Origin of the sequence: Umbribacter vaginalis (genome assembly GCA_001552935.1) — a bacterium.
In the GTDB taxonomy this organism is placed as follows: domain Bacteria; phylum Actinomycetota; class Coriobacteriia; order Coriobacteriales; family Eggerthellaceae; genus Berryella; species Berryella vaginalis.
This window is the reverse complement of record KQ959676.1, coordinates 36,323-60,966: the sequence shown is the minus strand read 5'-3', so window position 1 is coordinate 60,966 and position 24,644 is coordinate 36,323. Positions and strand designations below refer to the sequence as shown.

Here is a 24,644-nt window from a genome sequence, read left to right as displayed (position 1 = left end):
TGATAGAGTAGTTACAAAAATCAAAGCGATGGGATGTAAAAATGACGCCTCAAGAAGATTTTGTTATGAAAACCATTAACAGTCGCGATATTCATTTTGTACGCTTTTGGTTTACTGACGTGCTGGGGAATATGAAGTCGTTTGCGGTAAGTCCGAGTGAAGTTCAGCATGCATTCGCGAATGGCATGGGTTTTGACGGTAGCTGCATTGCAGGCTTTGCCTCTTCAGAAGAATCGGATATGCTTGCTTTTCCCGATGCATCAACGTTTCAAGTGTTGCCGTGGCGTCCCATGTCAAATGCAGTAGCACGCATGTTTTGCTCCATTCGTCATCCTGATGGCGCAGCTTTTGAGGGCGATCCGCGCCGCATTCTTGAGCGCATGGTAAACGCCGCTGCTGAAAAAGGCTATGTTGTAAATGCTGGATCCGAGCTGGAATTTTACTATTTCAAGAACGGACAGCGCCCTGAAGTGCTTGATTGTGGTGGTTACTTCGATCTTACGACGCTTGATTCAGCTACCGATTTACGTCGTGAAACTGTTCTTATGCTTGAAAACATGGGCATTCCGGTTGAATATTCTCACCACGAGCGCGGGCCGTCGCAAAATGAAATTGACCTGCGTTTTACTGACGCGCTCTCGATGGCTGATGCGGTTATGACCTACAAGCTTGTGGTAAAAGAAATTGCCATTGAACATGGCGTTCATGCATCATTTATGCCAATGCCGTTTGCGCATCATCCTGGTAACGGCATGCACGTGCATCAAAGCTTGTTTGATGATGAAGGCAATAATGCATTTTACGATCCTGCTGATCCGCTGGGGTATAACCTCTCTGATGTTGCCAAACACTATATAGCAGGCTTGCTTCATTATGCTCCTGAATTTGCGCTTATCACCAATCAGTATGTGAATTCTTACAAGCGCTTAAATTCTTGCGATCAAGCTCCAAAAATGGTTACGTGGAGTTATAAAAACCGTGCTGCGTTAGTACGTATTCCAGGGTATCGACCGTCAAGTGAAGAAGCATGCCGTATCGAGTTTAGAAACCCCGACCCTGCGTCTAACCCGTACTTGGTGTTTGCGCTTATGATAGCTGCAGGTCTTGAAGGTATCGAGAAGAAGCTTGCGCTGCCGCCTGCAACGAATTTCAAGTCGACCGATCCCAAAACCAGTACGCTTACTCCGCTTCCTACTAATTTAGGAGAAGCAATAACAGCCTTTGAGCATTCAGAATTTGCCCACAAGGTTCTTGGTGACCATGTGTTTTCTTATTTGTTGCGTGCCAAAAAAGAAGAATGGAGCGAATATCAAAAGATGGTATCACAGTGGGAAATTGATCGGTATTTACCTACGTTATAGCAAGAAGATGCACCCGTTGCGTTTGAGTTACGTGCATTAAGGAGAATGTTGTATGTCACATAAAGCGCTTTTTATTGCTGATAGTTTAGATCACGCACACCACTTTCACCAGGTATTTATGCGTCTTGGTGTTGATGTTTGCGCAGGTTCTACGAATCAGCTGTCTCGCTTATGGACATCGTCTTCACGTTTTGATGTGGTCGTGTACGAAGCTACTGGTGCCGCGCGCTCTGCGCTTGGCGTTGTTGAGCATCAAGCGCAAGAGTCAGAAACACCTTTGCTTGAAATTCTGACACCTGGTGATTTTCAAAGTATCAACAGGCCTTTTATGGAGCGTTGCGATTATGTTTCGAGCAATGCAAGTCTTGAAGAGTGTATGATGCGCATTTCAAGGTTGTTAGCGTATCACGTTCCTCAACATGAGGGCGATGAATTGCGTATCGATAGCATGCTTATCAATTTGGCAACGTATCAAGTATGCGTTAATGGTATGCCCATTGATCTTACCTATCTTGAGTATGCGCTATTGGCATTTTTTGCAAAACACCCGAATCAGACTTTTTCGCGTGATGCGTTGTTACAGCGTGTATGGGGTTTTGATTATTATGGCGGATCGCGTACGGTTGATGTGCATGTGCGCCGTATTCGTGCAAAAATTGGTCCCGATTTAGCGCAGCGTCTTGAAACGGTGCGTGGTGTAGGTTACTTATGGCACGCTGAGATACCCAACGCACAAGCGTAGAGCGCACGTAACGCAAGCGCAGAACACGCGCAGTACACGCGTAGAATACGAAATGAAGCCGTACCTGTGGTAAGGAGTTATGCATGTCTTTGCAAAAAGTAGTAGCTGTTATTGATGGGAATTCTCTTATGCATCGTGCGTTTCATGCAATCAGCGCACCACTCACAGCTCCTGATGGCACGCCTACTAACGCGGTATATGGGTTTATGGTAATGCTTATTCGGTTTATACAAGAGCAAAAACCTGATGCTGTTGTGTGTGCTTTTGATTCAGGTAAGCCTCAGTTTCGTATTGATAAATTGCCACAATATAAAGCAAATCGCCCTCCGATGGATGAAAATTTGCGTCCTCAATTTGCTGTTGCAGAAGAAATTTTGAAAGCGTTGAATGTCCCAGTAGTAAAAATATCAGGTATCGAGGGTGACGATATTTTAGGGAGTGTTGCTCATCAAGCAAGCAAGCTGAATATGGCATCGCACCTGCTGACGGGTGATAAAGACGCCTATCAGCTTATCAACGATACCGTAAGCGTTTTTACAACCGTTCGTGGAACATCATCGCTTGGTATTTATGATAAGCAAGCGGTGTTTGATCGCTATGGTGTTTGGCCGCGGCAATTTATTGACTATTTGGGGCTTATGGGCGATAGCGCTGATAATATACCAGGTGTAAGTGGTATTGGTCCAAAAAAAGCATCAACGTTGCTTCAAAAATTCGATTCGCTTGAAGGTATTTATGAGCATATCGATGAGCTGCGCGGTAAAGATAAAGAGCACTTGTGCGAAGACAAAGATAAGGCGTTTTTAAGCCGCGACATTGCAACTATTCGCAATGATGTTGCGCTTGATCTTGATCTTGAAACCTTGGTATTTCCCCAATGTGATTTTGCGTATGTGCAAACAGTATTGAACAAATATAACCTTAAAGCGCTCGTAACACGCATACGTGAGCTATTGCACGAAGATGAAAGTGCAGCTGATGTAACCGATGGCAGTATGCATGATCGCTTTGAAGTACGTGTTGCACTGCAATCAGATGAGGCGCTTGCATTTGTTGAAAACGCTCTCCATGCACATACTCGTCTTGCGCTTTCGTATCGAAGCGTCGATACACCTCATTTATTTCAGTCGGCGCATGTGCTTGCTTGTGCCAGCGATGCAGGTCTTGCGCTTGTAAGTTCTGATGATGCGCCGCAGCTTCTTGCACGCATTATCAAGCAAGGAAGTTTTGCTGCATACGATGTAAAATCTCTTATTCAACAGGTATTTCCTGCTGATAGCGCGCTGCCATCGCCTTTATCGAATCATGATGTTATCACGATGGATGCTTTTGATGTTCGTTTGGCAAGCTATTTATTGCGTTCATCTGAGCAAAACCAAACGCTCGACTTTCTTGCAGAAAGCTATTTGCATCAAGTGCTGCCAGATCATGATGAAAGCGACAATACTGCGTGCGTGTGCCTTGAAGCTGATGTTGTTTCGCAGCTTGTACCTGAATTGTGTCAATTATTGCAAAACGATTCATCGTGGAATGTATTTACGACAATCGATGCGCCGCTTGTTGGTGTGTTGGCGTGCATGGAACGCACGGGCGCTGCTATTGATTCGCAGCATATGAGTGACATTTTGCAGGAAACTACCGAAAAGCTGCAACGTTATGAACAAAAAATCACAGAATTAGCTGGTGAAAGCTTTAATATTGATTCTCCAATGCAACTAGCTCATATTTTGTTTGACGTGCTGGGTTTACCACCAGGAAAGAAAACACAGCGTGGCTATTCTACGAATTCTGCTGAACTTGAGCGTTTATCAGTGTTGCATCCATTGCCAAAGGCGATTCTTGAGTATCGAGAATTGGCAAAGTTGCGCTCTACGTATCTTACAACCTTGCTTGATTTAGCAGATCATAGTGCTGATGGTTTTATTCACACCACGTTTAACCAAACAATCACAACCACCGGGCGCTTGTCGTCATCCGATCCGAATTTACAAAATATTCCTGTTCGCAGTGAACTGGGACGCAGTATTCGTTCATGTTTTGTGCCGCGTGCGCACGATGAAGTATTTCTGTCTGCCGACTATTCTCAAATAGAACTGCGGCTCCTTGCGCATTTATCAGGTGATACTAAGCTTATTGAAGCGTTTAATTCGGGCGTGGACTTTCATACGTTAACGGCAGCACACGTGTTTGGCATTCCTGTTGAACAGGTTAGTGCTTCGCAACGCTCTCATGCAAAAGCGGTCAACTTCGGCATTGTGTATGGTCAGCAAGCCTATGGTTTAGCAACATCGCTTGGCATTAGCCGCGCTGAAGCCAAAGACATGATCGATTCATATTTTGCAGTATATCCGCAGGTACGACACTATTTAGATGAAACGGTGCAGCTCGCACGCACGCATGGGTTTGCACAAACGATGTTTGGGCGTAAACGTCATATTCCTCAGCTTCGCTCAACGAATAAAAACATAAGTGCTTTTGGTGCACGTATGGCCATGAATCACCCTATGCAAGGTTCAGCAGCCGACCTTATTAAACTTGCAATGATTAACGTTGCACGCATTATTGACGAAGAACATTTTGATGCTCATTTATTATTGCAAGTACACGACGAACTTGATTTCTCCGTTAAGCAGAATCAAGTGGATGATTTTCGTGAACGTGTGCTAGATTGTATGGAGCACGTGGTTGAGTTATCAGTGCCGCTGCGTGTTGACGCGCGCATTGCTCCTAACTGGGCGCAAGCGCATTAAGTATCTGTTTTGCATTTGCTTTTTCGCACGTATACATACCATGAATAGGGGGCAGATATGAATAAGCGACGTGCACTTCTTATTGTAGATGTGCAGCCCACGTTTTGTGAAGGCGGTGAATTGCCTGTTCAAGGTGGTAATTTATGCGCTGTTAGAATAGCAAATCACGTGAAGAAACACGCACGTGACTATACGCTTATTGTTACATCGCAAGATTGGCATATCGATCCTGGTGCGCATTTTTCTGATCACCCCGATTTTATCGATACGTGGCCTGTTCATGGCGTTGCTGATACTCCAAACGCACAATTACAAGCAAGCATTTCGGGCTTGCCGATTGACGTGTCGGTGAAAAAAGGGATGTATGCAAGTGCTTATTCAGCGTTTGAAGGTGTTGATGAAGCGGGTAACTCGCTTGAGAGTATTTTGCGTGATCATGCAATTGATGAGGTTGATGTTTGTGGTCTTGCGCTTTCGCATTGTGTAAAAGAAAGCGCGCTTGATGCACAGCGCTTGGGCTTTGAGACTGTGGTATACACCGATCTTTCAGAGCCTGTTACGCGTGAATTAGGTCAAACGGCACTTGAACAACTGCAAGATAATCAGGTTGTGTGCTGTCGTTCGTGCACATATACTACTGAAGTGCACGCACATGCATAACCACTGGCATGGGGAGCATTGCTGATCGTAATAACTGGTCTTAATCGGAAGTACCAGCACACGCGCAACCTTTGGCATTCTTGCTGATATGCCTTGCGTTAATAGGGAACGCGTCGATAAGGAATGCATGAGTATATCGCGCGGCGATAGGACGTACGTGAGTTTTTATCGGTTATAAATAGAAGCTGGAATTATAAGCAGAGTAAGTAGAAGCCGCATCCATGGTTTGGAGGCGGCTTCTACTAGAAGTACTTCTTCTTAACGCATCACCTTTGTGCCGCGCACGCCGTGCTCTACAGCACGTTTTGCGCTATATGCAGGCAGTGTGCGTTATTTTGTTCTACGCAACGATTGACGTATCGTTCCTTTTGGATCTTTGATGAACAGGTAAATGCTCCATGCAACTAAGCCAAGGACAATAACGGTTAGTCCTAAAATTGCGTCATCAATCATAGTTTCTGCTTCTACAATCTCAATGAAGCCTTCACCTTCGATAAGGTTGTTAATACCATCTACACACCACATAATTGCTGCTCCCCAGTACATAAGGGCAAGTGCGCCAATTTTCATGTGGTTTTGAGGGCCAGCTGCATACCAAACGATGGAAGCGATTGCAGCAGCAAGGAAAGTAAGGACGAGCGTCATGTTATGCCTCCTTAGCACTTTTAACAGGGCGTTTTACGAGCGCATCGGCAACAAGGAACGTTACGATCCACACGATAGTAACCAATACGGCCATACCAACACCTACGGTTGCCATTTCATGAAGCATATCCCCAATATCGGACGGATCGTTCATGGCAGTAAGGAACGGCGGAAACGGAACCACTTCGCCATGCCACATGTGCTCTAAACACAGCAAAATCGCGCCGCCCCACAGCATATTCATAAGCCAGCTGAGTTTGCGTGTCCAGCAAATGCCAGAAACCGATGGATCGGTGAGTTGGTTTCCTTCAGCATCTACAATGCCTTTTTCCATTTCCTTTTTCTTCACCGCTGCGCGAACAATGCTCACCACAATTGCTTCGCCGGTACTAACAAGAAAGCAAGCCATAGTTTCTCCTTTTTCTTTGGCTTTGCATTACGTTAATAATTTTACTCCTTGTAACAAAAATTTCAATATCGTAACATTCTTGCAACAATGAGCGAACGCTTATGGGTCTGAACTGCTCGTTTATTGTAATTTGAAGATAAGGTTATTTGTCATCAAAGAGCTTTTTGACCGGCTGTTTAAGAGGAAGAGTCACGCGAAAACAGGTTTCTCCTTTGCCATAGGCATATAATTGCAATGTGCCACGGTGTTTACGAACAATTTCACGCGCAATTGATAAACCTAAGCCAAAGCCCTCAATGCTACTTCCACGCGATTTATCCGATCGATAAAAGCGCTCAAATAAATGAAGCGCATCTTTTTCACTAATATCGCCACCGCTATTGGTGATGTAGACCTGCGCACGCCTTGCATCTCGTTTCAGTTCTACGCGAACAAATCCCTGTTCATTAACGTATTTGCACGCATTGTCAAGCAAGGTTGCAAAGCATTGCTGAATTTTATCTTCATCAGCTTGTATGTTAATAGGCTCACTACTGCTGCACTCAAGGGTAAAATGATGTTCATAGGCAAGCGCTTCAAATTGCAACAGTTCTTTTTCGATAAGCTCGTTGAGCGATAGGGTTGTTACTACCAGCTTGTCTGATTCTTCCACATGAGCAAGTCGTAGCATTTCACCTGTAAGATGCTCCATGCGCTTTACTTCGTGCGCAATGGCGTTAATCCACTGAATTTCTTGCTGAATCGTATGGTCTTTGTGATGTGTTATAAGCGAGATATTTGCAAGAATTATAGTAAGAGGTGTTTTAAGTTCGTGAGATGCATCAGCAATAAAGCGTCGCTGTTCTTCCCAGGCGCGCTGAGTTGGCAACAGCAGCCAGTTGGCAATTAACGTTACGATAACGCTGATAAAAATCAATGTTACAAGCTCGCCAAATACAAGCATAACAGCAACGCGTTTCCATTCTCGCAAAGAGCTTGTTTCTGCGAAGGCAATATAAGTTGAACCGTACGCGTATGTTTTTGCAAAGTGTAAATTTGCGTGCGGTAGTGAGCCTGTGTCATGCGTATTGTTCAGCGCTTCTTCAATGCTTGTTCCAAGCGTTTGTGGCGAAAGAACTGCTTGAGACGCTTGAGCTACAAGGTCTATAACGCCACCAGCACTTATTCGATAAACGGCAACAGGAATAGGAAGAGCGTTAGTGCCATAATGAGATGCGTTGAGCTCGAAAGGTGCAAGCGCTTCATCTTGGTGGAGCATATAGTAATTCTCAGGTTGACGTGGGAAAATATAGGCTGATGTGCTTCGCTGTAAGGCTTGATTAAGTGAAAAGGAAAGTTCATCCACCGAGCGGTTAAAACTTAAGATACACAGAAGTGCTGAGATACTGGTAAGCAAAACGAAGCTCACAATAATGACTACGGCAATAAATTTCAAGCGAAGTGTTTTTATTATGCTATTCGTTGAGCGCTTAATCATCGAGCGACCTTGTCGATTGTGTATCGGCTGATTTTTCATCGATTACCAGTTTATATCCAATTTTTCGCATTGTTTCAATACGTACGCTTGAGCCCACAAAACGGATTTTTTTGCGCAAAAATGAGATATACGCTTCAACGTTATTATCCATAACAAAGCTTTCGCTATCCCACGCTTTTGCAATAATCATGTCTTTTGTGAGGGTATGGGTGGGCGCTGACATAAACAGTTGCGCAATGATGAATTCTTTTTGCGAGAGGTTAATTTTTTTGTCGTTACATTGCAGTTCGTGTGCTTCAAGATTAAGGCTTAAGTCGCCTACGTCAATTTTTTCAAACAGAACAGATCCTTGACGGCGCGCCAGTGCGCGCAAGTGAGCCAGCAGTTCTGCAGTCGAGAACGGTTTTGTCATGTAGTCGTCGGCACCGCTGTCGTAGCCTTCAATTTTATCAGCAACACTTCCGCGTGCAGTAAGCATTAAAACAGGTGTTGATATGCCTTCTCGTCGCAATTTTTTACATACACTTAAACCATCAATTTCAGGAATCATTACATCGCAGATAATAATGTCATATTCACCACAGCGCGCATAGGTAAGTCCTGTTGTGCCATCAAACACACAGTCAACTGAGTAGTTGTGCTCCTGCAGGAGTGCTTGCAAGGTACGTGACAAGCTGCGGTCATCTTCAATAAGCAACAGATGCATACAAGCCTCCTTTCATGCTTGCGCGCACCAACAACCATACGCGGTAAATTTCGCAACGTATGCGTGATAGCGCGTTTATTGTGTCTTATCTTAGAGTACTATAAGGACGAAGCAATTATGTGAAAGTTTCGTATAAGTTCACATGATACCTGTTGCTTTGTAAAAAATGCGTTACAGCCTGCACATATATAGTAATGCAGAAGCACTGTGTTTTATAATTACACTGCAGTATCTGCACAGAGGTGCTTTGCAGCGTGTAAGCAGGGTGCACATGCCCCGTGTGGAAATAGTACGTGGTAGGTATGCCTAGAATTTGTACCTCGCGTGTTTGTTGTGCACGAAGCTCGTTGTGTACGAAGGTATTACAAGCGCGTATTGTGTAGGCAAGCAAACCAATTCGCTGAAGGAGATTAAGGTGACCAATCAGGTTAAACGAGTCTATCGATTCGGAAAAGATGCAGCGGGAGTAAACGTTACTGAAGGAAGCGCCCATATGAAGGCTCTTTTGGGAGGCAAAGGCGCTAATTTAGCAGAAATGGCAAATCTTGACTTGCCCGTTCCTCCTGGTTTTACTATCACCTGCCAAACGTGCATGGAATATGCCAACGCATCAAACGTATGGCCTGATGGCGCTCTTGAAGAGATACATGAATACCGCGTTGATCTTGAAAAGCGCATGGGTAAAACTATTGGGGACGATAACGATCCGCTGCTGGTGTCGGTGCGCTCGGGTGCGCCTTTGTCGATGCCAGGCATGATGGACACCGTGTTGAACTTAGGCTTGAATGATCGATCGATTCATGGCCTTATTGCACAAACGAACAATCCGCGTTTTGCATGGGATTCGTATCGCCGTTTTATTCAAATGTTTTCGAACGTGGTTATCGGGCTTGACGGCGATTTGTTTGAAAACGCCATTATCAGCATGAAACGCAAGCGTAATGTTGAATCTGATACACAACTGACGGCTAGCGATTTGGAAGAATTAGTGCAGGAGTTTAAACGCATTTTTTCGCAATATACGCCGCAAGATCAATATCCTCAGCTTGTTGAGGGTTCAAGCTGTGCGTTTCCGCAAGATCCTTTAGTGCAGCTTAAGCTTGCTATTGAAGCAGTGTTTGGAAGCTGGAATAATCCGCGCGCGGTGTTGTATCGCTCAAAGAACAGGATTCCCGACGATTTAGGTACTGCCGTTAATGTTCAGTGCATGGTGTTTGGTAACAAGGGCAATACCTCAGCAACAGGCGTGGCATTCACGCGTAACCCTGCTGATGGCACCAAGGAATTTTATGGCGACTACTTGGTAAATGCGCAAGGTGAAGACGTTGTTGCTGGTATTCGTAACACTTCTCCTATATCAGAGCTTAAAACAGTTGAAGGATTGCAGGAAGCAGGCAGTGAGCTTGAGCGTGTGTTTTTGATACTTGAGCAACATTATCGCGATATGATGGATATCGAATTTACCATTGAACAGGGTAAACTGTGGATGCTGCAAACGCGCGTTGGCAAGCGTACAGCTGCATCGGCGCTTAAAATTGCGATTGATATGCATACTGAGGGGCTTATTAGCAAAGAGGAAGCGGTCATGCGTATCGAACCACAGCAACTTGACCAGCTGCTTCACCCGCAATTTGACGCGAATGCTCACTACGATGTTTTGGCGCGCGGATTGAATGCTTCTCCTGGAGCTGCAGTTGGAAAATGCGTCTTTTCAGCTAAAGCAGCAGTTGAAGCTGCTGAGCGTGGCGAAAAAACAATTTTGGTACGCTGGGAAACAACACCTGACGATCTTGCAGGCATGATTGCTGCTGAAGGTATCCTTACGTCCCATGGTGGCAAAACTTCGCATGCTGCTGTTATTGCACGTGGCATGGGCGCTCCTTGCGTTTGTGGTGTTGAGGCGCTTAAAATTGACGCGCAAGCTAAAGAAGCACGCGTGAGCGGCACATCGGTTGTGCTGCATGAGGGCGACCTTATCTCCCTTGATGGAACAACGGGCATTGTCGTTTTGGGTGCTGTCGATTTAGTATCGCCGTCACTTACGGGAAATCTTGACACTATCTTGGAATGGGCTGATGAATTCAGACAGTTAGGCGTACGTGCAAACGCCGATAACCCAGAAGATGCGCGTCTTTCACGTTCGTTTGGTGCAGAAGGTATCGGGCTTGACAGAACCGAGCACATGTTTTTAGGCGAGCGCAAACAAATTATTCAAACGTTCATCTTAAACGATAACGCTGACGTGCGCAAAGAAGCAACTGATAAGTTGTTTACAGCTCAGCAAGAAGACTTCTATGGTATGTTTAAAGCTATGGATGAGCTGCCTGTTATTGTGCGTTTGCTCGATCCGCCTTTGCATGAGTTCTTGGAAAATCCGCGCGATTTAGCGGTTGAGATCGCTCGTTTAGAAGCGCAGGGTGTTGCTGATGAGCAACTATCTGAAAAACGTTTGCTGCTTTCAAAAATTGATTCGTTTGTAGAAGCAAATCCTATGCTTGGTCTGCGCGGTTGCCGTCTTGGCATTGTGTATCCCATTTTGCCGGTTATGCAAGTACGTGCTATTGCAACAGCAGCAGCACGTCTGATAAAAGAAGGTTTACATCCCAAACCAGAAATTATGATCCCACTGGTTTGTACTGTGCGCGAGCTGAAAAAGTTGCGTGCAACCTGTGAGCAAACAGTTCAAGAAATTGCTGATGAATTTGGTGTTTCACTTGAAATTCCTGTTGGAACTATGATTGAGTTGCCGCGTGCAGCGCTGACGGCCGACGAAATTGCTAAGCAGGCAGACTTCTTTAGCTTCGGCACAAACGACCTTACGCAAACTACCTTTGGTTTTAGCCGCGATGACGTGGAAGGGGAGTTCATCCCTCAATATTTATCTGAAAAGCTGCTTGCGTATAACCCGTTTGCAACGATTGATGCTGCTGTCGCAAAATTAGTTGCGATGGGAACCGATTTAGGACGCAAGGGAAATCCCAAGCTGAAAGTGGGTGTTTGCGGGGAACACGGCGGTGACCCTGATTCAATCCATACGTTCCATAACATCGGTGTTGACTACGTAAGCTGCTCGCCGTATCGCGTTCCTGTTGCGCGTTTAGCGGCAGCTCAGGCAGCACTTTCAAGCAAGGAGCGCTAGGAGGCAACGGGCGTTTTCAAATAAAGGGCGCTCGTAAACAAGACATATCCGTAATCAAGGAGCGCTTTTTGGCACGTAACGTGTGGCAACCAAAGAGCGCTCGTAACTAAGGTAACTAAGGAGAGCTCGTAAGCAAGAAGTGCTTGCCCGTAACCGCCGTTGCTTGCTTACGCGCTATTCGGGAATGATATCTTCTATCGTGCCGCCACATATAACAGTGTCACCACGATAACAAACTGCAAATTGCCCAGGTGCGCACGCTCGTTGTGGAGCACAAAATTCTATCCGAAGGCGCTTGTTGCTGGCATTTGTTACCACAGCATCTTGAGCTTTTTGACGATAGTGTGTTTTTACACTGAGCTGCTGCGTGCCATCTATATGGTCAAGAGCACCATACGTTACATCGCGCACAATAACGCCGCGACACTGCGTTTTCATATCAGTATCAACAACGAGTTCGTTTGTTTCTGGACGCTTTTCGTATACATACAGTGGTTGCGCTGCCGCAACACCTATGCCTTTGCGCTGGCCGATCGTGTAGTGAATAAGCCCTTGATGCGTACCAAGCCGCTTGCCTTCGCGGTTCACGATAGCGCCTGGCGTGAATGTTTTTCCTGTTCTATTGTGTATAAACGCTGCATAATTACCATCGGGAACAAAGCAAATGTCCTGACTTTCTTGTTTTTGCGCGTTGATAAAACCCGCTTCACGCGCAAGTTCTCTTACCTGCGTTTTTGTAAGATCTCCCAGGGGGAAAAGCATATGGCGTAAGGTGTCTTGATCAAGGTGAAACAATACGTAGCTTTGATCTTTGTGTTCGTCAAAAGCAGTATGTAACTCGAAGCGCTGCGTGTCATCGTTGTAGATGCGCCGCGCATAATGTCCTGTTGCAACGTAATCGAAACCTAAATCACGCCGGCGCTGTTGGAGCGCCTCAAACTTTACAAAGCGATTGCAATCGATGCACGGATTGGGTGTTTCTCCTGATAAATACGCATCGCAAAACTTATCAATAACCGTTGTACCAAACGTTTTTGTAAAATTAAAGACGTAGTGCGAAACGCCTAAATCGACACATACACTGCGCGCGTCTTCAACATCTTGAAGTGAACAGCACGTTTTAGTTTCAAGAGAGCAACTGGTTTCATTGTTAAATAATTTGAGTGTGACACCTTGTACTTCTAAACCCCATGAGTGCAACAACAGAGTAGCAACTGAACTGTCTACCCCTCCGCTCATTGCGCTTAAAACGCGCTGGCCTGGTGTTGGTTGGGCATAATCGCTTGCAATGCTTGAATCTTTACCTGTCACGATACGGTTGTGCTCCTTTAAACTGGCATTATTGTGCTTGTGTATCTTTGAGTATTGTAGCAAGGGTAATATCGCTTAAGTAGCTCCTGATTGCGTCACCCAAACCTTTCCATAAATCAGGATCGATACTTACTGAGCAAATATGCTGCTCTTCGTTAGAACTGCCAGGACTCAATGAGTTTTCCGTTGCTTTTAATATCATAAACATGCTTATTTCACTAGGTGGAAGCGCTAATCGGTAGCCTCCCAATTTACCGCGTGTCGCTACTACAAGTTGTGCGCTGCTGAGAGTGTGCATAATTTGTTCGAGATACTTACGTGAAATGTTTTCTTCACTAGCAATTTCTGAAAGCGAAACGGGTTCATCCGTAGCATGTCGCGCAATATAAATCATTGCTTTTACAGCATATAAACCTTTAGCTGATATCTTCATGAGTCGCCTTTCGATGTACTTCATAGCTGCAGAGGGTACAACCATGCAGCTATGATTAGGTGTTGCTACAACGAATCGAATTCATACCTGTAGTATAAGCTAAAGTTTGTGATTTTTACTCCACATTAAACAGTTCGGTCGTTAAATAACGCTCTCCTGTATCGGGAAGCAGTACAACAATCGTTTTACCGTGGTTTTCTTCGCGCGCTGCCAGTTTTTGAGCTGCTGCGAGTGCTGCTCCTGAAGAAATTCCTACGAGCAATCCTTCATGTGCAGCTACACTGCGTGCGTGTTGAAATGCTTCTTCGTTTTCGATAGCAATTACTTCATCATATATCGATGTATCTAAGGTTTCGGGTATAAAGCCTGCTCCTATGCCTTGAATTTTATGCGCACCTGCATGTCCTTCACTTAACAGAGGACTGTCTTTTGGTTCAACAGCTACAACTTTGATAGAAGGATTTTGCTGTTTCAGAAAAGCGCCTGTTCCTGAAATTGTTCCACCGGTACCAACACCTGCGACAAAAATATCAAGCTTTCCGTCAGTGTCCTTCCAGATTTCTGGGCCAGTTGTTGCAAAGTGAATACGCGGATTGGCACTATTGGTAAATTGAGAGGGAATAAATGAATTTTCGGTAGCCTCGTGTAGCTGTTGTGCCTTTTCAATAGCACCTTTCATGCCTTTTGCTCCTTCGGTAAGCACCAGCTGTGCACCCAGTGCTTTCATAAGCTTACGGCGCTCTATCGACATGGTTTCAGGCATCGTGATAATAAGCTTTAAGCCGCGTGCCGCCGCGCACGATGCAAGTCCAATGCCAGTATTTCCTGAGGTTGGTTCAATAAGTGTTGTATTGTTATCAATCAGACCTTGCTCAAAGGCATCATCAATCATAGCAATGGCAATACGGTCTTTCACCGAACTGGTGGGGTTAAATGCTTCAACTTTCCCAAGAATAGTTGCGTTAATGTGCTGGTTTGCAGCGTAGCGGGAAAGTGCTACGAGGGGAGTGTTGCCTACTGTTTCAGCAATATTGTTGTATATCATAACGATATCCTCTCTCTTGAGTAGCTTTTAAGCAGTTGTAGTTAAAAGCATACTGCGTCTGTTTGTACTAAACATACTTGATTGCTAGGAAAAGTCAATTCTAAGGAGTGCATTTTCGTATTTCCTCCACGAAAAGAGGCTGATAACATGGTAAAACTCTGTGAATTTCTATCTATTTTATAAGCGATGATAGACGTTCATGAAAACAATTGTAAATACTGTTTATAGTTTTCTTGTGCGTGTAAGCTGTTGCATAGTTGTTGGAAATTTTTGGAGCGTATCGGTGTTACTATACCCGTGGAGCAGGCTTATGTCACAAGCATGCGTGTGCGGTATGCGGGTTCTGCATCACGCGTTAAACGCCCTGATTAACGTCATAAGCACGCGTGTGCGATAGGCACCAAAGCACGTCAGTTGATGGAGATCTGCTGCATGTCACAGCACCCGCATGTGCAGTATGCACGTGAATCTTATTTTGTACGATGCGTGAGCATGAAAGGGATTCGTAACAATAGTGAACGCGTTACAGCATATAACAGCAATAAAAGAAGCGTTTATAGCAGCGCTGCCTATTGTGTTTGGCTATGTCGCAATTGGTGTTCCCTGTGGTATTTTAAGTGCATCTATCGGCTTAAGCCCACTTCAAGTGCTGATTATGTGTGTTCTATTTTATTCGGGAACAGGGCAATTCATGCTTCCTAATATGTATCTTGCAGGCACTCCTTTACCGTCAATTATTGCCAGTATTGCGCTTGTAAATTTGCGTCAAATGCTCTATTCCGCATCGTTATCTCCTTATGCAGCGAATGTTTCACCAGCGCGTGCCATATTATTCGCCGGTAACGTAACCGATGAGTCGTTTGGCATCAACATGACGAAGTTCAAAACGCAAGATTGGGATATTACGCGTGCTACGTGGGTGAATATATTTTCTCAAACATCGTGGACGATTTCAGGCGTAGTTGGTTGCGTGATTGGCGGTGCGCTTAGCTTGCCGCTTCCTGTAGCTTCATTTGCTATGACGTCGGTTTTTATTTGCTTGTTGGCACTTGCTTTGGGAACGCGTGACGATATTGTTGCAGCTATTTTTGCTGGCATCGGCGTTATTGGATGCAAGCTTCTTGGCTTAAACGGGCCTGCTATTATTGTTGGTTCGCTTATTGGTCTTATGGCTGCTTGCTTGTACGCACGTGCAAGGGGGAGCCTCTAATGCATACAATAAGCTGGAGTGAGTTTTTTATTTTGCTCGTATGTTTAGTTGCGGCGATGGCGGCTTCACGTATTCTGCCGCTTATGTTGCTGAAAGGTCGTAAAATACCACGTATAGCTGCACGTATGTTATCGCTTATTCCTCCTGCTGCGTTTGCAGCATTGGTGGTAAACGATGTGACGTCTCCGTATTTTCAGGCTCATGATGGCTGTGCTTTTTTAGTTGCGCTTTTAGCTGCATTGTGTGTAGGAATAACAGCATATTTTAAGCGTTCTATTGTGTTGTGTGCTGTGGTAGGATTACTTGCATACATCTTATTTTCATGGGCTGCAAGTGAAATTTTGTGCGTCTTGTGCATAAATTCTTGACGTCTAAAAAAGTACTTGCATCGTGACTTACAAGGCAATATACTATCGTAATGCGTGTTTTAGAGAGTATACACGATAAATGTTTTAGACATACAGAAGGAAATATACTATGGATATCATTCGCGCCATTGAACAGCAACAATTTAAGACCGATGTTCCTGATTTCCATGTGGGCGATAACGTAAAAGTTCATTATCGCATTACTGAGGGTAATCGTGAACGTATTCAGGTATTTCAAGGTGACGTTATTCGACGTCATGGTCAGTCGAGCCGTGAAACCTTTACGGTACGTAAAATGAGCTTCTCGGTAGGTGTTGAGCGTACATTCCCCGTTCATTCTCCTAAAATTGACAAAATTGAAGTCGTTCGCGAGGGCGATGTACGTCGTGCAAAACTGTACTATCTGCGTGACAAAATTGGTAAGGCTGCAAAAATTAAGGAAAAAGCATTCCGTTAAGATTTGCTTTTATCAGTACTGCCGCATTATTGATTTGATTAAGCCCGCACACTGTGTGGGCTTTTTTATGTTCGCGTTTCTCTGACCTTGATTAGTGTGCAGGCAATCGCTTCCTGTATGAGACATTATTGTTGGTGCCGTTGTCCCTAGCAGTGCATAAAAGTGCATAAAAGCATTAACTGTGCGCTCATCGTGTGTTACCAGCGCGCAATGAGAGTGAGTCTGTTGAAATTAGTACAATGTAATATGAAGAAAAACGTTCATCGATGAAAAGGAGTGCGTCAGTGGAAACTATATCCGACATTCAAGCACGCATTGCTCATGCTTCACAAAGTGAGCTTGAAGCGCTGCGTATCCTTTACGCATCCGATAGTCGTAAAGGCGTTAAGCATGCTTTTGACGTGCGAAAACGCCAGATTCTTCGCGAACAAGAAGAACAAGCGCGCCTGCGTGCACTCTACGATTTCGATATACGCGCTGGAGCTCACTCATGCGTTCTTGGTATGGATGAAGTGGGAAGAGGCCCGCTGGCAGGTCCCATGTATGTTGGTGGTGTTGTATTGAACTTAAATGCACCACCCATTGCTGAGCTTAACGATTCTAAGCAAATTGCGCCTGATAAACGAGAACGGATTGCAGCGTGCATCCAGCAGCAAGCGCTTGCATTCCATATTGAATCGGTTGATGCGCACGATATTGATACTTATGGTATGGCGTACTGTTTGCGCAGCGCATTTAGCAGCGTCATTGCATATTTTGATGCGCACCACGTGCCCGTTGAGTGCATTTTGCTTGACGGTGTGCCGCTGCATCTTGATAAGCGCGAACGTGCCGTTGTAAAAGGCGATACGAAAAGCGCGTCTATTGCTGCAGCGTCGATAATCGCGAAAGTTGCGCGTGATAATTACATGGTTGAACAGCATAAACTATACCCCGTATACGGTTTCGATGCTCATAAAGGCTATGGTTCACAGCAGCACATTAATGCTATTAAAACGCATGGTATCTGCCCTCTGCATCGGGTGAGTTTTTGCAAAAACTTTCTTTCGTAAGAACGCAGAGGTTTTGCTGCGTATGCTCCGTTTGCGGTGTTATGCGGTTGTTCAGTGCATTGCATCGTGAGCGACATTGTGCGCTTGCACATCGTTTTGCTCCGTTTGCGCCGTTGATGGCTGCTTGCCGTGTTGCTCCGTTTGTGCCGTTGATGGCTGCTTGCCGTGCTGCTCATTTGCGCCGTCTTTGAGCTGTGTTATTGTCGTATTGTTCGTGTTTTTATGCCGTATTATTCGCGTGTTATTGGCGTCTTTTTCGCGTCTTTTTACCAGTTTTGCTGATGTAGTCTTTTTTCGTAATGAAAGGAGATTGCTATGACTTGTACCAAAACATTCACACCCCAAACGCTTTCCACTCCTGATACATTTGATGCGCTCGATTGCGTGCTTAAAGTGCAAGATCCTCTTCCTGAAAGCGCTCATGAACTTGGCATTCGAGGTGAGCAAGCGGCACTTCATTATCTGGAGCGATGTGGGTATGAAATTCTCGAGCGCAATTGGCATTGTTTTGCGGGAGAAGCAGATATTATTGCGCGCGATGAAGACACGCTTGTATTTGTTGAAGTGAAAACACGTAGTGATGTTACGTGTGGTTTGCCTAGTGAGGCTGTTGATAAGAAAAAACGTGCACGATACGAAAAGATTGCACTGAGTTATATTTCAACGTATGAGCAGCAAGAATGTCCGTTACGCTTCGATGTCATTTCAATTTTGTTCGCTGATACGCATCGTGCCTTGTTGCGTCATCATATCAATGCGTTTGCAAGCACTAAAGACTTGTGATGTCGTATGTCGTTTACGGGTCAATGTAGAATTACCAGTGCGGCACTTGATGGCATTGATGCCGTGTGCGTTGATGTAGAAGTTCTTGTAAGTGCAGGAATGCCCAGTTTTTTGATTGTTGGTTTGGCAGATACTGCTGTTCAGGAGTCACGCGAACGTATACGCAGCGCTATAAAAGCGCAAGGCTATACGATGCCTATGTGTCGCATTGTGGTAAATTTGGCTCCCAGCTCGCTTAAAAAATCGGGAACAGCATTTGACGTAGCTATATCACTGGGTATTCTCATTGCAACGCGGCAAGTTGATCCGCGCTGTGCGCATAATCGCCTGTTTGTTGGCGAGCTTTCCCTTGATGGGCGCGTTCGCTGCGCGCAAAGCATTTTGCCGTGTGCGCTTACAGCATTGCGTCTTAAGTATGCACTGGTATGTGGACCTTTAAATGATCAGCTGGGCGAACTGCAGAATTTGTCGATTGGGTGCTTAGAAACGCTGCGTGATATTGAGCATCTTGAAACGCATTGCGTGAATAAGTTGACTGCTCCGTGTTCCACAGCAAAGCCAGCTACGCTTGATTTTGCTGATATTGTTGGCAACACGCGTGCTAAGCGTGCGTTGCAAATTGCGGCAGCGGGACGGCATGGTTTGCTGATGATTGGTCCTCCTGGATCAGGGAAATCAATGCTCGCATCGCGCTTACCTTCCATATTACCCGAACTTTCCGCAGACGAAAAAATTCAAACGGCGGTCATTCACTCGATCCGTGGGCTTTCATGTAGCAGTATTTTTGCTGGGTACCGACCGTTTCGCAGTCCACACCATTCTATAACACAAGCAGGACTTTTAGGAGGAGGTACACCCATTGTTCCTGGTGAGATTTCACTTGCACACAATGGAGTGTTATTTCTCGATGAGCTTGCGGAGTTCAAAAGCTCAGTGCTGCAAAGTTTGCGCACGCCGCTTGAAAATGGGGAAGTGCGCATTGCGCGCGCAGGCCGAGTGATTGCGTTCCCGGCGCGTTTTTCGCTGATTGCGGCGCTTAACCCGTGCCCGTGCGGATACTACGGCGACACGCATTATTCGTGTAAATGTTCTCAAACGCAAATTGTTAACTACCAAAACAAAATTGGCGGTCCGCTTTTTGATAGGTTTGACATGCGAATAGAGGTTTCGCGCATCACATCAACTGAAATTATGGAAACAGCGCGGGCGCAGTCATCACACGATTTGCGTGCTGCTGTGTTGCGTGCGCGTGCCTTCGCACAAAAGCGCAAGCCCCTGGTGCGCCGCTGCATAAGTGCGTGCTTGCAGCAGTGCAACTTGTCGGAAAACGACATGCAGTTTTTTACGGCGATGTCAGAAAAAGCCCAGTTAAGCGGCAGGGGAATGGTGTCCATTTTATCGGTTGCACGCACGATTGCCGATCTTGAAGAGCAAGCGCAGGTAAGCAAACAGCACATTCTTGAAGCGTTTAGCTATCGAACGCGCACCGACAACACACCCGCGCGCTGATAAGGGGGGCAATCATGACTGCTTTACAAGGAGCCTATGAATGCATTTATGCAAACGATGCGCGCTATCCGTTAGAGTTTCATCAGGTAGTATCGCCACCAAAATGCTTGTATTGTATGGGTGATACTTCGCTTTTGAGTGCTGATGTCCGTGCGCGCTGTTTTGCGATTATTGGTGCGCGTAAGGCAAGCCCGTACGGACTTTCGGTGACTGAATTGTTTGCAGCGCAAGCGTGTAAGTATAATTTAATCGTCGTATCAGGAGGTGCGTATGGCTGCGATAGCTGCGCGCATAAAGCCGCCTTAAAAGCTCGTTGTGCTACGATCTGCGTATTGGGGGGAGGTTTTGAGCATGTGTATCCTGCGCGTCACGTTCAGCTGTTTCAGGACATTATTGACAATAAAGGGCTTCTTATCAGCGAAAATCAACCAAACACAATTCCAAAGCCGTATATGTTTCGCAAACGCAATCGTCTTATTGCAGCACTATCAAAAGCGCTTTTAATTGCTGAAGCAGGGATGCCATCAGGCACGCTTTCAACGGCAGACGATGCGCTTAACATGGGGAAATGCGTGATGGTTGTTCCGGGAGCTATTACGTCAGCGTTTTCGAAAGGCACCAATTATTTGTTGTACCAAGGCGCGTATCCTATTATTGATACGCAAAGCTTTACCGATGCGCTGCAATCAGCATACCCGTTTATTGATTGTGCGGATGCGCTTGTGAGCAAGGAGAGTGTTGAAAATGCCCCGCCGCAGCATCCTGTAATTACAGCTATTTGTGCCCGTTCCGCAACAGATGATGAATTACTCGCTTATGCACAAAGCCACGTAAGCGCTACATTTTCTTATACGATGTTGATGGAAATTTTGGTAAGCGCTGAGTTAAACGGAGAGATTGAGCGGCTTCCTGATGGTCGGTGGAGCGCAAAAATACGTTAGAATGGATGCATGGATAAAAACGTTACAATTATTGGAGCTGGTTTAGCTGGCTCAGAAGCGGCGTTGCAGCTTGCCGATCGAGGCGCGCACGTGCGCTTGTGTGAGGCGCGTCCTTTGTGCAAAAGCTCTGTTCACAAAACGGATACCTGCGCTGAGTTGGTGTGTTCGAATTCGCTGAAATCAACAAAACTAAACTCGGCTGCTGGCTTGCTGAAAGAAGAGCTTGCGCGTTTGCACTCACGCCTTTATGCGTGCGCGCTCGCGTGCAAAGTTGATGCAGGTGGTGCACTTGCCGTTGATAGAACTCGCTTTAGCGCTGCGGTTCACAAACGTGTGCTTGAGCATCCGAATATTCACTTCGAGCGCAATGCTGTTAGCAGTATTGCTGAACTTGCAGCAGCAAGTGATGCGTGTATTGTTGCGTCTGGGCCGCTTACAACTGATGCCCTCGTGCGCGATTTACGTGCGTATACGGGCAGTGATGCGCTGGCTTTTTATGATGCTGCGGCGCCTATTGTTGAGACGAGCAGCTTGCGTTTCGATCGCTTGTTTTTGCAGGATCGCTACGAAGATGCTGTGCCTGTTCACACAACTGGCGCTTTGCGCGATGCGCTGCCTTGCGTTGCATCTGCTGTTGCATGCGATACCAACCCCAAGGCTAAGCCTGGTGCTGCGAGCGATGCTGCTTGCGTTCCCGCAGGTGATGCCGCACCCGATGCGATACCACCCGCACCGCTTGATGCCACCACCGCCACCGCACCAGCAGCGTATTTGAATGCGCCGCTTTCGCAAGAAGAATACGAGCACTTTATTCACGAACTTGTGCATGCGAAACGTGTCATTTTGCGCGATTTTGAAACGAAAGACTTGTTTCAAGCGTGCCAGCCTATCGAAGAAATTGCACGTAAAGGCCTTGATGCACCCCGTTTTGGCGCGCTTAAGCCAGTTGGTTTGCGCGATCCGCGCACCGGGAAACGTCCTTATGCGGTGGTGCAGTTGCGTGCCGAAAATGCTGAAAAAACCGCCTATAATTTGGTTGGCTTTCAAACGAATTTAACGTTTCCTGAGCAAAAACGCGTATTTCAGCTGATACCTGCGCTGTCTGAAGCCGAATTTTCACGTTATGGCGTTATGCACCGCAACACCTTTTTATGTGCACCACGCTTGCTGAACGCTAACTTGCAGCTTACATCGCTTGCACAAACGCTGCCGTGTCCGGTGTATGTGGCAGGTCAGCTTTCAGGATCGGAAGGGTATAGCGAAGCAATTCGCTCGGGCTTGCATGTTGCGCTTGCGGTTGCGGCGCAGCTTTCTGGTTTGCGAGCGCCTGTTATCCCTGACGAAACGGTGTTTGGCTCGCTTTTACACTACATGACGCACGCCGAGCCACAGCATTTTCAGCCGATGCATGTTAATTTCGGTATCATGAAACCGCTTGATGTACCATGCAAAAACAAGACGCAGCGCTACACTGCCTATGCGCAGCGTGCGTCGCGTGCACTTGAGAATTACGCATCTGAACTGGAGAATTTAGGCTTGTTGAAAGCAGAGTATGGCAAGTAATAGCGAACATAACGCCACGCGACTTAAAACGCCTGAGCGGTTTGGCGCAACAGACATGCGTGCTGAAGAGCGTTCTTCTACAGAGGAGACGTGTGCTGACGCGTGTTCTTCTACAGAGGAACAAAACTCCTGTTCAAAAGCAAATAATGCCTTGATCGATAGGTATATTCTCAACCAAACGAAGCGCGGCTTGTACAGCAAAGCCAGCTTGCGTTCGTATGCGAGTGATTTGTCGCTGTTTGCACGGTTTTGCAATCAGAACAGCTGGGATATTGCGCGCGTCTCGCGCTTTGATGTGCGCGCATTTCTGGCACAGCGCACGAGCGATGGCATAAGCCATGCTAGTTTAAACAGGCTTCTTAGTACCTTGCGAGGTTTTTATGCGTGGTTGTGCGATGAGAAGCGCTGCGCACTAGACCCAACGCTTAGCTTGCGCGCGCCGAAAATTGCGCGCCATTTGCCGCACACCTTGAAACATCAGCAGCTTGATCGGCTGTTGGATGGCACAAGCACCATGAACAACGCTGCTTCATCTGATCTGTTCACGAGCGCACATGCCGCAGCTTCAGAGGGTACGCTTGCGCCAGCACCTGTTCCTGTTCCCAAACTATCCACTGTACGGCGCCCTTATAAAGAAGCTCTTGAGCTGCGTAATCGCGCGCTGCTGGAATTCATGTACGCCTGCGGAGCGCGTATTTCGGAAGTGTCGCTGTTAAAGCTTTCGCAGCTCGATTTGCGTGAGCGCTGCGTGCGCTTGTGGGGTAAAGGCAATAAGGAGCGCATTGTGCCACTTCACGACACTTGTATCAAGGTGCTCGAAATCTACCTCGACAGCGCGCGCCCCGTTCTTCTTCAGCAGCATCATGCACCCTATGTGTTTGTTACTGCTTCGGGGTCTCATATCAGCACCGACCAAATTCGCAATATTTTTGCGCGTTCTGTGCGCAATGCGGGTGTGCAAGAGCACACCACGCCCCACGATATGCGCCATACCTTTGCGTCTGATTTACTTGAGGGTGGTGCCGACTTGCGCAGCGTTCAAGAAATGCTTGGTCACGCGTCATTATCTACCACGCAAATTTATACGCACTTGTCGTTTGAGCATCTGAAAGCGGTGCAGCACAAGGCGCATCCTCGCGGTTAGCGCGCATGTTTTTGTACGCTGAGAGCTCCGTTTTTCCTGTTATGCGCCCAATCCAACCGCATACGCTTCAACGCAAGACACGTTCGCGCTTCTTTGATAAGGTATAGCTGTAATTGCAATTACCATTGTGTCGCGCAGTATAGAATTGAAAGGAACGGCATATGAAGGTGACTCTTAATATAGTGCCTGATACACAGGAAGAGTCAGTTGAATTTTACGTGCATGAACTTACACCCGCGATTAAAGCGTATGCGTTCGACTTGCAATCGTGCGGGCAGTGTGCAGACGACCATCGCATGGCTACGGTGCAGGTAGCGCAAGGCAGCGTGGGCGGCACCGAACACAAGCCCGCCGCAGCCTCAAGCCAGAAGAACGCTCATAGCGCCTGTTCAGAGGTGCCTTTGCAGCCCGATTATTTCTACGGCCACAAAGATGGCGCCATTATCGTGTTGCGCGAAGAGCACATTGTACTTGTTCGCATGGAGCACGGATCGGTGGTTTTGTACACTACCAAGGGAACATGCGTGTCGTACAAACGCTTGATGGACTTTGAGTCGAATGCGTTTTCTTCACTGGTGCGTATTTCGAAATCGGCGCTTGTGAACCTTAATCATATTGCGCGCATAGAGCCTGGTTTCAGTGGCTCGTTAAGCGTGCGCCTTGATAACTCAATGGTGGAGTGGATAAGCAGGCGCTGCGTTGCATCATTTAAGAAACGCTTAGGAATGTAAAGATTATTTACATGGCAATAAAGGAGTTTATGATGAATATAACCATAAAACAGATGACTCAAGATATATGCACGGGAATTGGTATTGGATGTTTCATTTTTACCATGATGACACTTATATTTGCGCTGCTTTCACAAAGCGAAGATGGCATGCGTATAGCGTCATACGCGCTTGCATCACTGGGAACAGGTTTAGCGTTTGGCGTTTT

At 46.3% G+C, this 24,644-nt stretch carries 22 protein-coding genes; 15 read left to right on the top strand and 7 right to left on the bottom strand.

The window, feature by feature from the left end:
• The first annotated feature begins 41 nt into the window (after positions 1–41).
• From HMPREF3190_RS01120 to HMPREF3190_RS01105, 4 genes are all read left to right on the top strand, one after another.
• Positions 42–1,361 carry a glutamine synthetase family protein gene (locus HMPREF3190_RS01120; protein ID WP_066779473.1) on the top strand — a complete coding sequence of 440 codons (1,320 nt, stop codon included), beginning with the start codon at positions 42–44 and terminating at the stop codon, positions 1,359–1,361.
• Between the two features lie 52 nt (positions 1,362–1,413).
• The gene (locus HMPREF3190_RS01115) at positions 1,414–2,103 is read left to right on the top strand and encodes a winged helix-turn-helix transcriptional regulator (RefSeq protein ID WP_066779470.1); all 690 of its coding nucleotides are present in this window, start codon (positions 1,414–1,416) and stop codon (positions 2,101–2,103) included.
• Positions 2,104–2,186: 83 nt separating this feature from the next.
• On the top strand, positions 2,187–4,853 hold the full coding sequence (gene polA / locus HMPREF3190_RS01110) for a DNA polymerase I (protein ID WP_449675945.1): 2,667 nt from the start codon (positions 2,187–2,189) through the stop codon (positions 4,851–4,853).
• Positions 4,854–4,910: 57 nt separating this feature from the next.
• Positions 4,911–5,513, top strand: coding sequence for an isochorismatase family protein (locus HMPREF3190_RS01105; protein ID WP_066779466.1), 603 nt, complete (start codon positions 4,911–4,913; stop codon positions 5,511–5,513).
• A gap of 330 nt (positions 5,514–5,843) precedes the next feature.
• Here HMPREF3190_RS01105 and HMPREF3190_RS01100 read toward each other — a convergent pair whose 3' ends face one another.
• The 4 genes from HMPREF3190_RS01100 to HMPREF3190_RS01085 form a co-directional block, all read right to left on the bottom strand.
• Complete coding sequence (locus HMPREF3190_RS01100; RefSeq protein WP_066779464.1) at positions 5,844–6,158, bottom strand: hypothetical protein; 315 nt, start codon at positions 6,156–6,158, stop codon at positions 5,844–5,846.
• A 1-nt stretch (position 6,159) separates the two neighbouring features.
• Positions 6,160–6,567 carry a hypothetical protein gene (locus tag HMPREF3190_RS01095; protein ID WP_066779461.1) on the bottom strand — a complete coding sequence of 136 codons (408 nt, stop codon included), beginning with the start codon at positions 6,565–6,567 and terminating at the stop codon, positions 6,160–6,162.
• Between the two features lie 142 nt (positions 6,568–6,709).
• Complete coding sequence (locus HMPREF3190_RS01090; RefSeq protein WP_082715053.1) at positions 6,710–8,083, bottom strand: sensor histidine kinase; 1,374 nt, start codon at positions 8,081–8,083, stop codon at positions 6,710–6,712.
• Positions 8,037–8,750: a response regulator transcription factor gene (locus tag HMPREF3190_RS01085; RefSeq protein ID WP_066779456.1), complete on the bottom strand. Its 714-nt coding sequence runs from the start codon at positions 8,748–8,750 to the stop codon at positions 8,037–8,039. Before HMPREF3190_RS01085 ends, HMPREF3190_RS01090 begins: the two co-directional genes overlap by 47 nt.
• A gap of 415 nt (positions 8,751–9,165) precedes the next feature.
• Here HMPREF3190_RS01085 and ppdK point away from each other — a divergent pair, with 415 nt between their 5' ends.
• Positions 9,166–11,889, top strand: a complete 2,724-nt coding sequence (gene ppdK / locus HMPREF3190_RS01080; RefSeq protein WP_066779453.1) for a pyruvate, phosphate dikinase — start codon at positions 9,166–9,168, stop codon at positions 11,887–11,889.
• Between the two features lie 174 nt (positions 11,890–12,063).
• Here the strand turns inward: ppdK and mnmA are convergent, their stop codons facing one another.
• The 3 genes from mnmA to cysK all read right to left on the bottom strand — a co-directional run bounded on the left by mnmA (position 12,064) and on the right by cysK (position 14,678).
• Positions 12,064–13,200, bottom strand: coding sequence for a tRNA 2-thiouridine(34) synthase MnmA (gene mnmA / locus HMPREF3190_RS01075; RefSeq protein WP_066779450.1), 1,137 nt, complete (start codon positions 13,198–13,200; stop codon positions 12,064–12,066).
• A gap of 28 nt (positions 13,201–13,228) precedes the next feature.
• Positions 13,229–13,633, bottom strand: a complete 405-nt coding sequence (locus HMPREF3190_RS01070; RefSeq protein ID WP_066779440.1) for an RrF2 family transcriptional regulator — start codon at positions 13,631–13,633, stop codon at positions 13,229–13,231.
• 115 nt (positions 13,634–13,748) lie between these two features.
• Complete coding sequence (gene cysK, locus HMPREF3190_RS01065) at positions 13,749–14,678, bottom strand: cysteine synthase A (protein ID WP_066779437.1); 930 nt, start codon at positions 14,676–14,678, stop codon at positions 13,749–13,751.
• 514 nt (positions 14,679–15,192) lie between these two features.
• Here cysK and HMPREF3190_RS01060 point away from each other — a divergent pair.
• The 10 genes from HMPREF3190_RS01060 (at position 15,193) to HMPREF3190_RS01015 (ending at position 24,436) form a co-directional block, all read left to right on the top strand.
• On the top strand, positions 15,193–15,888 hold the full coding sequence (locus tag HMPREF3190_RS01060; protein ID WP_449675942.1) for an AzlC family ABC transporter permease: 696 nt from the start codon (positions 15,193–15,195) through the stop codon (positions 15,886–15,888).
• Positions 15,888–16,256, top strand: coding sequence for an AzlD domain-containing protein (locus HMPREF3190_RS01055; RefSeq protein ID WP_066779434.1), 369 nt, complete (start codon positions 15,888–15,890; stop codon positions 16,254–16,256). Before HMPREF3190_RS01060 ends, HMPREF3190_RS01055 begins: the two co-directional genes overlap by 1 nt.
• Before the next feature lie 109 nt (positions 16,257–16,365).
• Positions 16,366–16,713 (top strand): 50S ribosomal protein L19, encoded by a 348-nt coding sequence (gene rplS, locus HMPREF3190_RS01050; protein WP_066779431.1) that lies wholly within the window; start codon positions 16,366–16,368, stop codon positions 16,711–16,713.
• 284 nt (positions 16,714–16,997) lie between these two features.
• The gene (locus HMPREF3190_RS01045; protein ID WP_449675940.1) at positions 16,998–17,765 is read left to right on the top strand and encodes a ribonuclease HII; all 768 of its coding nucleotides are present in this window, start codon (positions 16,998–17,000) and stop codon (positions 17,763–17,765) included.
• A 315-nt stretch (positions 17,766–18,080) separates the two neighbouring features.
• A complete protein-coding gene (locus HMPREF3190_RS01040; protein WP_082715049.1) occupies positions 18,081–18,548 on the top strand; it encodes a YraN family protein in 468 nt (155 codons plus the stop codon).
• A 6-nt stretch (positions 18,549–18,554) separates the two neighbouring features.
• Positions 18,555–20,057, top strand: a complete 1,503-nt coding sequence (locus HMPREF3190_RS01035) for a YifB family Mg chelatase-like AAA ATPase (RefSeq protein WP_066779428.1) — start codon at positions 18,555–18,557, stop codon at positions 20,055–20,057.
• 14 nt (positions 20,058–20,071) lie between these two features.
• Positions 20,072–20,998 (top strand): DNA-processing protein DprA, encoded by a 927-nt coding sequence (gene dprA, locus HMPREF3190_RS01030; RefSeq protein ID WP_066779426.1) that lies wholly within the window; start codon positions 20,072–20,074, stop codon positions 20,996–20,998.
• Positions 20,999–21,007: 9 nt separating this feature from the next.
• Positions 21,008–22,561: a methylenetetrahydrofolate--tRNA-(uracil(54)-C(5))-methyltransferase (FADH(2)-oxidizing) TrmFO gene (gene trmFO / locus HMPREF3190_RS01025; protein ID WP_066779423.1), complete on the top strand. Its 1,554-nt coding sequence runs from the start codon at positions 21,008–21,010 to the stop codon at positions 22,559–22,561.
• Positions 22,551–23,705 (top strand): tyrosine recombinase, encoded by a 1,155-nt coding sequence (locus HMPREF3190_RS01020; RefSeq protein ID WP_066779420.1) that lies wholly within the window; start codon positions 22,551–22,553, stop codon positions 23,703–23,705. The genes trmFO and HMPREF3190_RS01020 overlap by 11 nt, the downstream gene beginning before the upstream one ends.
• 161 nt (positions 23,706–23,866) lie before the next feature.
• Entirely contained in the window at positions 23,867–24,436 is a 570-nt protein-coding gene (locus HMPREF3190_RS01015; RefSeq protein WP_066779417.1) for a LytTR family DNA-binding domain-containing protein, read from the top strand.
• Positions 24,437–24,644 lie beyond the last annotated feature (208 nt).